Annotated in this window: 8 protein-coding genes; 6 read left to right on the top strand and 2 right to left on the bottom strand. The window is 65.7% G+C overall.

The genetic code is table 11. From position 1 onward, the window contains the following. Window positions 1–1491 (top strand): catalase (locus Q8P38_07595; GenBank protein MDP4014458.1); only part of this gene is annotated, 1491 nt, incomplete at its 5' end. A gap of 6 nt (window positions 1492–1497) precedes the next feature. Here the strand turns inward: Q8P38_07595 and Q8P38_07590 are convergent. Further along, window positions 1498–1872 (bottom strand): ankyrin repeat domain-containing protein, encoded by a 375-nt coding sequence (locus tag Q8P38_07590; protein MDP4014457.1) that lies wholly within the window; start codon window positions 1870–1872, stop codon window positions 1498–1500. Between the two features lie 270 nt (window positions 1873–2142). Here Q8P38_07590 and Q8P38_07585 point away from each other — a divergent pair, with 270 nt between their 5' ends. Then, a complete protein-coding gene (locus Q8P38_07585; protein ID MDP4014456.1) occupies window positions 2143–2283 on the top strand; it encodes a hypothetical protein in 141 nt (46 codons plus the stop codon). Window positions 2284–2336: 53 nt separating this feature from the next. On the opposite strand, the gene Q8P38_07580 is transcribed toward Q8P38_07585, so the two are convergent. After that, window positions 2337–3359 (bottom strand): helix-turn-helix domain-containing protein, encoded by a 1023-nt coding sequence (locus Q8P38_07580; protein MDP4014455.1) that lies wholly within the window; start codon window positions 3357–3359, stop codon window positions 2337–2339. Window positions 3360–3468: 109 nt separating this feature from the next. Between Q8P38_07580 and Q8P38_07575 the strand changes: the two genes are divergently transcribed. The 4 genes from Q8P38_07575 (at window position 3469) to Q8P38_07560 (ending at window position 7602) form a co-directional block, all read left to right on the top strand. Further along, window positions 3469–3789 (top strand): 2Fe-2S iron-sulfur cluster-binding protein, encoded by a 321-nt coding sequence (locus Q8P38_07575; protein MDP4014454.1) that lies wholly within the window; start codon window positions 3469–3471, stop codon window positions 3787–3789. 22 nt (window positions 3790–3811) lie between these two features. Further along, window positions 3812–5203 (top strand): cytochrome P450, encoded by a 1392-nt coding sequence (locus Q8P38_07570; protein ID MDP4014453.1) that lies wholly within the window; start codon window positions 3812–3814, stop codon window positions 5201–5203. Next, entirely contained in the window at window positions 5200–6402 is a 1203-nt protein-coding gene (locus Q8P38_07565) for an FAD-dependent oxidoreductase (protein MDP4014452.1), read from the top strand. The genes Q8P38_07570 and Q8P38_07565 overlap by 4 nt, the downstream gene beginning before the upstream one ends. A 174-nt stretch (window positions 6403–6576) precedes the next feature. Next, complete coding sequence (locus Q8P38_07560; protein MDP4014451.1) at window positions 6577–7602, top strand: BtrH N-terminal domain-containing protein; 1026 nt, start codon at window positions 6577–6579, stop codon at window positions 7600–7602. Window positions 7603–7719: the final 117 nt, after the last annotated feature.

Raw genomic sequence — 7719 nt, 5'->3', positions numbered from 1 at the left:
ACTGACCCGATCACCACCGCGGCCGGTGCACCGGTCGCTGAGAACCAGAACAGCCTGACTGCCGGGGCGCGCGGTCCGATGCTGCTGCAGGACTTGTGGTTCCTCGAGAAACTGGCGCACTTCGACCGTGAGGTCATCCCGGAGCGTCGGATGCACGCGAAGGGCTCGGGCGCCTTCGGGACGTTCAGGGTCACCCAGGACATCTCGAGGTACACGAAGGCCGCAATCTTCAACAAGGTCGGCAACGAGTGCGAGATGTTCGCCCGGTTCTCCACCGTCGCCGGTGAGCGCGGTGCCGCCGACGCCGAGCGCGACATTCGCGGCTTCGCGCTGCGCTTCTACACCGAGGAGGGCAACTGGGACGTCGTCGGCAACAACACCCCGGTGTTCTTCTTCCGCGACCCGCTGAAGTTCCCCGACCTCAACCGCGCCGTCAAGCGCGACCCGCGCACCAACCTGCGCGACGCCGAGAACAACTGGGGTTTCTGGACCAACCTGCCCGAGGCGCTGCACCAGGTAACCATCGTGATGAGTGACCGGGGCATCCCGAAGTCCTATCGCCACATGCACGGCTTCGGCTCGCACACGTTCTCCTTCATCAACGCCGCGGGCGAGCGTTTCTGGGTGAAGTTCCACTTTCGCACGCAGCAGGGCATCGAGAACCTCACCGACGAGGACGCTGCCGCTGTCGTCGCCGGCGACCGCGAGTCCGGCCAGCGCGACCTTTACGAGTCGATCGAGAAGGGCGACTTCCCGAAGTGGAAGTTCTTCATCCAGGTGATGCCTGAGGCCGAGGCCGACAACTACCGCTTCCACCCCTTCGACCTCACCAAGGTCTGGTCGAAGAAGGACTATCCACTCATCGAGGTGGGCGAGTTCGAGCTCAACCGCAACCCCGACAACTACTTCGCCGACGTAGAACAGGCCGCATTCACCCCCGCCAACCTGGTGCCGGGCATCTCCTTCAGCCCGGACAAGATGCTCCAGGGCCGGCTCTTCTCCTACGGCGACGCGGCCCGGTACCGCGTCGGGGTCAACCACCACCAGATCCCGGTCAACCAGCCGCGGGCCGCGAAGGTGACGAACACCTACCACCGCGACGGCGCGATGCGGGTCGACGGCAACCAGGGGTCGGTGCCCGGAATTGAGCCGAACAACTTCGGCCGCTGGCCTGAGCAGCCCGCGTACGCCGACCCGGCCCAGGCCATCGGTGCCGTCGCCGATCGGTTCGACTTCCGCGAGGACGATGACAACTACTTCGAACAGCCCGGCGACCTCTTCCGCCTGATGAGCGCCGAGGAGCAGCAGCGACTGTTCGAGAACACCGCGCGGGCCATCGACGGAGCGTCCGCCACGTCGGTCGAGAAGCACATCTTCAACTGCACGCAGGCCGACCCCGCCTACGGCGAAGGTGTCCGCAAGGCGATCGAGGCGCTCGCCGCCGGCGCCATCGACGACACCGAGCCCAACCCGGACAACACCCCCGCCTGACCGATCTCAGGTCAACAGCCCGCCACGACCGAACATCTCGGCCGCCTGGCGGGCTGTTGGCGTGCCGGCGTCCAGGTCGGCACCGGCGCCTACGAGTCGGCGTACGACCTCATCGGCGCCCTTGAACATGGCACCAGCGACGATCGACTGGTCGCGAGCGTTGCGCAGGTCGGGGTCGGCGCCGCGGTCGAGCAGCATGTTCACGGTGTCGGGACGATCGTGGTAGGCCGCCAGCATCAGCAACGAGTCGCCCGACTCGGATACCGCATTGACGGGGACGCCGTGGTCGAGGAACTCCTCCAACTGCTCAGTCTCACCGGCGCGGGCCAGGTCGAGGGCCAGCGAGAGGACGCGTTCGGTCTGCTCGGGCGTGAGACTCATCTGAGAAGTCTACGAGCACGTGCAGAACTCACCGATCATGTGTCGCTAACGCTGTAAAGACGGGAGTTCTTGGCCTTCCCCGCGCTCCGGGCCATCCCGTAAGCCGATCCCCATGCGGTGAGGCTGTCTCGCGCCGAATGAGCCAGACGTCTGGGTTTGGCGATCTCCGGGAGTCGTTCCCTTTGTGGCACGCTCCGCGTGCCGTTCGGCTTACGACGTGTTGGCGCCTGTGCCTCAGGATGCGTCGGCCGGCCGAGGTGGGGCAGGAGCTTGAAGACCAGGATGCCGAGGTACTTGCTCATCGACTCAGCGGCTCACGCTGTCGACCTGCTCGACCAGGCGGACTTGCCGGAGACGTTCCAGGTCGTCGTCGACGATCCGCCGATGGAGCAGGAGTACGGCAACGACTGATGGCCCCGGGCTAATTCATCGGCGCCCTCACCAACTACTAGCATTGGCCAACTTCACTCGTCCTGCCCGAGGGCCCCTACACGCCGGAACTCGCTGGGGGACTGCCCGGTCCAGCGTTTGAAGGCGTGTGAGAAGTTCGTGAGGTCTGCGTAGCCGAGGTCTGCGGCGATCTGGCTGACCGACATCGGGCGGTCGAGCAGTCGCAGGATCGCTCGCTCGCGAAGCAACGACTGACGGACGTCACGAAACGTCGTCCCTTCTGAATGCAGTCGTCTTTTCATGGTGCTGGGGGACACGGCGAGCAGGTCTGCGACCTCGCACCCGCGGTGGCGCCCGGGATCTTGCTCGAGCAAGCGCCTCACACGTTCGGTGAAGCTGCCAGGAATGCTGCGTCGGTCCAGGGTGCGCTGCAGCTCGTTGATGGCCAGGCGGTAGGCCATTGGGTCGGGAAACCGGCAAGGCGTGTTCAGGATGTCGGCGGGGACGTCCACGAAGGATGCGGGCGAGTCGAAAACTATCCTCGCGCCGAATGTGCTTTTGGGTCGCGGCTGTGCTCGGGGTGCCGCCCAGCCCAGGTTGAGTGTCACTGCGGGGAGGGTGCCCGCCAGCAGGTCGACCAGCCGCAGCAGGGCTGAGCCGGCGTACGCGATGACCAGGCAATCGAGGGCGGGATCGCCGGTGTGACCGCTCAGTCCCACTGTCAGTCCACGCTCGCTGTGGTGGAAGTGAGGGCGCAGAGCCGTTGAGATGACGGGCAGGTAGCCAAGCAATTCGAAGATCTCGGACACCGAACTGGCGCTGACCAGCGGGAGGCTGAGAGGTCCGAAGGAGGTCAGTTGTGCCTGTTCGGCGAAGGCGAGGCCGAGCAAGGTGCCGCTGTCGCTGTCCAGGTCAGGGTAGACCTTCCGAAACCACCGGACGGGGACCTGCACGTTGCGTTCGACCAGCTCCATCTCGGAGGTGAACTGACCGGCGACGATGCGGCGAAAGCGGGCCACCGAGCCGGCATCCAGCGCGTGGCTGTTGAGCAGCTGCACGAATGCCAACGGGGGAACCCCGGCCTCATCGTTCCTCACGCATCAACCCCTGACCCAAAATCACAACCTTATGACTTTGGTGACCATAGCCACCCGAACGGTTCGGGGCCAATAGTAAAAAGACAATTCCAGTGAGGAGATGGTCAACATGGCAGCTGTCACTTTCGTGTCGCACGACGGCGAGAAGCACGAGGCGCCGCTCGAAGAGGGCCAGTCACTCATGCAGGTCGCGGTGGACAACGGGGTTCCCGGGATCGACGGCGACTGCGGTGGCGAGGCCGCCTGCGGCACCTGCCACGTGGTCGTCGACGCACAGTGGGCCGACACGGTGGGTGGGTCCCGCCCGGTCGAGGAAGAGATGTTGTCGATGAACCCTGAGCGTCAGCCGACCTCTCGGCTCTCGTGCCAGATGGACGTGACCGACAGGTGGGACGGGCTCACCGTCCACCTGCCCGAGTTCCAGATGTGACTGAAGAGAAGGTGGACCGTTGATGTTCAACGTTGCAGAAGAAATCGGTGAGAAGGTCAAGTCGGTCGTCCCGATGGAGGTGCAGATTCGCGGGGCTCATCTCTACGACAAGACCCGTCGCTTGGTGACTCGGACCGATGGTCGAAAGATGTTTGTCGAGCGGCCGATCCCTCCGGTGGACGAGGTTGAGCTCGCCGACATCGATCTGAGCAATCCCTTTCTGTACCGGCAGGGCCGGTGGCAGTCCTACTTCGAGCGGGTGCGCAGCGAGGCGCCCGTGCACTACCAGGCCAACAGCCCCTTCGGACCGTTCTGGTCGGTCACCCGCCATGCCGACATCATCGCCGTCGACAAGAATCATGAGGCCTTCTCCGCCGAGCCCTTCATCGTTATCGGCGAGCCGCCGCGGTTCATGGACCTGGCGATGTTCATCGCCATGGACCCGCCGCGACACGACCTGCAGCGGGCGGCGGTGCAGGGAGTTGTCGCGCCTAAGAACTTGCGCGAGATGGAAGGCCTGATCCGGTCCCGCGTCATGGAGGTGCTGGACGAGCTTCCGCTCGACCAACCCTTCAACTGGGTTGAACGGGTCTCGATCGAACTCACGGCGCGGATGCTCGCCACGCTGCTCGACTTCCCTTACGAGCAGCGACACAAGCTCGTCGAGTGGTCGGACCTGGCGAGCTCGATGGAGCAGGCGAACGGAGGGCCTTCGGACAACGACGAGGTCTTCCGCGGCATCGTCGACATGGCGCGCGGTCTCAGCGCGCTGTGGCACGACAAGAAGGCTCGTCTCGCCGCGGGGGAGGAGCCCGGCTTCGACCTCATCACGATGCTGCAGAGCAACGCGGACACAAAGGACCTCATCGACCGTCCGATGGAGTTCTTGGGCAACCTGACCTTGCTCATCGTCGGGGGCAACGACACCACGCGGAACTCGATGAGTGGCGGCGTGCTGGCGCTGAACCAGTTCCCCGAGCAGTTCGAGAAGCTGAAGGCGAACCCCGACCTCATCCCGAACATGGTCTCGGAGATCATCCGGTGGCAGACCCCCCTGGCTTACATGCGCCGGATCGCCAAGAAGGACACCGTTCTCAACGGACAGTTCATCCGTGAGGGCGACAAACTCGTCATGTGGTACGCCTCGGGCAACCGCGACGAGCGGGTCTTCGAGCGTCCTGACGAACTCGTTATCGACCGCAAGAACGCCCGCAACCACATCGCGTTCGGCTTCGGCGTGCATCGATGCATGGGCAACCGCCTGGCCGAGATGCAGCTGCGGATCCTGTGGGAGGAACTGCTGACCCGGTTCGAGAAGATCGAGGTCGTCGACGAGCCGGAGTACGTCCAGTCCAACTTCGTCCGAGGAATCAGTAAGCTCACGGTTCGCCTCACCCCGAAGACCCCGGCATGACGCAGGGGACCGCGATTGTCGTCGGAGCCAGTCACGCCGGCGCGCAGGTGGTGGCGGGCTTGCGTCAGCAGGGGTGGTCCGGGCGAGTCGTCCTCATTGGCGACGAGGCGGTCCTTCCGTACCACCGGCCGCCGCTGTCGAAGGCCTACCTGTCGGGAAAGAGCGGCCTCGACGAGCTGGCGATCCGCAAGCCGCACTATTATGCGAAGCAGGAGGTCGAGCTGCTCGATGCCCGCGTGGAGTCGATCGAGCGAGCAGAGCGCCGGCTCGTGATGGCCGATGGCGACAGCTTGTCCTACGACAAGCTCGCGCTTTGCACTGGCGGGCGAGCCCGACTGCTTCCGGTCCCGGGAGCCGATCTCCCGGGCGTCCATTACCTGCGCACGTTTGCCGATGTGGAGCAGATCCGGGAGTCGGCGCAGCCGGGGTGCCACGCGGTGATCGTGGGCGGCGGCTACATCGGCCTGGAGACCGCAGCGTCCCTCCTTGCGTTGGGCCTGGACGTCACCGTCCTCGAGGCCGCCGAGCGGGTGCTCATGCGGGTCACGGCGCCGGAGGTGTCAGCCTTCTACGAGCGGATCCACCGCGAGGCGGGTGTCACGATCCGCACCGGCGCCCTGGTCGAGGCCGTGACCGGCGAGGATCGCGTCCGTGAGGTCCAGCTCGCCGGCGGGGAGCGACTCCGCGCCGACCTCGTGGTCATCGGCGTGGGGATCGAGCCCAACACCGAGCTAGCTGCGGCCGCAGGCCTTCTCGTCGATGACGGCGTCGTCATCGACGACAACGCCCGCACCAGCGACGCCGACATCGTCGCGGCAGGCGACTGCACCAGCCACTGGATGACGCGCTACGGGCGCAGGATCCGGTTGGAGTCGGTGCCCAGCGCCGGCGAGCAGGCAAAAGCCGCGGCGGCGACGTTGTGCGGCAAGGAGAAGACCATCGCCGCGCTGCCGTGGTTCTGGTCCGACCAGTACGACCTCAAGCTCCAGATCGCCGGCCTGAGCGCCGGGTACGACGAGATCCTGCTCAGCGGTGACCCGACTCAAGACCGCGACTTCACCTGCTTCTACCTGCGTGAGCAGAAGCTGATCGCAGCCGACTGCGTCAACCGCCCGCGCGACTTCATGCGAAGCAAGCAGAAGATCACCGAAGGTCTCGAGGTCGATCGCGCCGAACTGGTGCAGATCGCAGCGAACTGATCTCGTCGGCTCCACTCAGGCGGCGCTGCCACCGCTGATTGACCCATGCCTGCGAATTCGCTCGCCCACCTCCCGGGAAGGACCTCCGATGCAGAACACGATCGTGAACGTCGCGCTGATAACAGCCACGGTCGTGCGGCATGAAACAGCCACCCATGGATCGGAGCTGACCGCGTGAGCAGGGTGTTGCTGGACTATCCCCACCGCAGCGCCGGCCATTGCGGGTCGGGCGCGCTGCGCGACCTGGTCGAATGGGCAGGCCTCGGGTGGAACGGCCCGCCCCAGGAAGGCCTGGTCTTCGCCCTCGGAGGTGGGCTGGGCTTCAGTTACCTCCGTGTCCCTGGAATGGTGCCGCCCGTCTACCTCGTGGGCCGTGGGGGAAATTTGGAGCTCGATGTGCTCGGCAGGCTGGGCGCTGCCGTTGAGTTCAAGCAGTCCGATGACCCCATCCTCGGGTGGCAGTGGGTCGTCGACGAGCTCGATGACGGCAGGCCCGTCATGGTGTGGGCAGACATCGCCAAGCTGCCTTACCTGCGCGTCCGACTCCAGATGAGCCGACATGACATCGTCGTGATCGGCTACGACGACGCCACGAACACCGCCTTCGTTGCTGACAACGATCGCGAGGACATTCAGGAGGTGCCCTACGAAGCGCTTGCCGAGGCTCGCAGCTCGACCGCATTCCCGAGCCCGACGAGACATGCCACCTTCGCGGTCCGCTGGCCAGACAGCCTCCGGGACCTGACAGCAATCGCTGCCGAAGCGTTCGCGGCGTCCGCCCACTCCATGCTCACCGGAGGCGACGACCTGGTGGACCTGTCCATCCTGCCGCCCCGAACATGCGCAGGTTCGGGGCTGGGCGGTGTGCAGGCCTTCGCCGACGACGTCGCAGCCTGGCCGCACGAGCTGAACGCCGCAGAACTGGAGGCGGCACTACGGGTGCTGCCTGTCTTCGTCGACAAGGCAGGAACCGGCGGGGGACTCTTTCGGCTGTTGCAGTCCCAGGGCTGCGCGCAGGTTGCCGAGCTCCTCAGCTCAACCGAAGCTGCAGAAGCAGCCGCGGTGGCAGCAGAGTGCGCGGGCGCGTGGCAGACGCTGGCACGCGCGGCCGTCTCTGACGAGTCACTGGGTGCCAGGGCAGCCCGAGCCGCACGCGCGGCTGCAGCCCTTAGCCTCGATCCACCGATGAGGCCGGGCTGAGCGGTCGCAGTCACTGACGCTTGGTCTGGGGCGCGTGGGCGTGACCGTCCGTCTGGCCTCGCTGCCAGGTCGTTCCAGGTTGCTCGTCGTGCCGGTGTCGGCGGGGGCGGTCAGGTC

This window comes from Candidatus Nanopelagicales bacterium (assembly GCA_030700225.1).
In the GTDB taxonomy this organism is placed as follows: domain Bacteria; phylum Actinomycetota; class Actinomycetes; order S36-B12.
The sequence above is the reverse complement of the archived record's forward strand: the minus strand, read 5'-3'. Positions and strand labels throughout refer to the sequence as shown.

Coding starts and splice junctions, on each gene's coding strand:
- Q8P38_07590 (MDP4014457.1), bottom strand. CDS start 1,872: ATGAGTCTCACGCCCGAGCAGACCGAACGCGTCCTCTCGCTGGCCCTC.
- Q8P38_07575 (MDP4014454.1), top strand. CDS start 3,469: ATGGCAGCTGTCACTTTCGTGTCGCACGACGGCGAGAAGCACGAGGCG.
- Q8P38_07570 (MDP4014453.1), top strand. CDS start 3,812: ATGTTCAACGTTGCAGAAGAAATCGGTGAGAAGGTCAAGTCGGTCGTC.
- Q8P38_07565 (MDP4014452.1), top strand. CDS start 5,200: ATGACGCAGGGGACCGCGATTGTCGTCGGAGCCAGTCACGCCGGCGCG.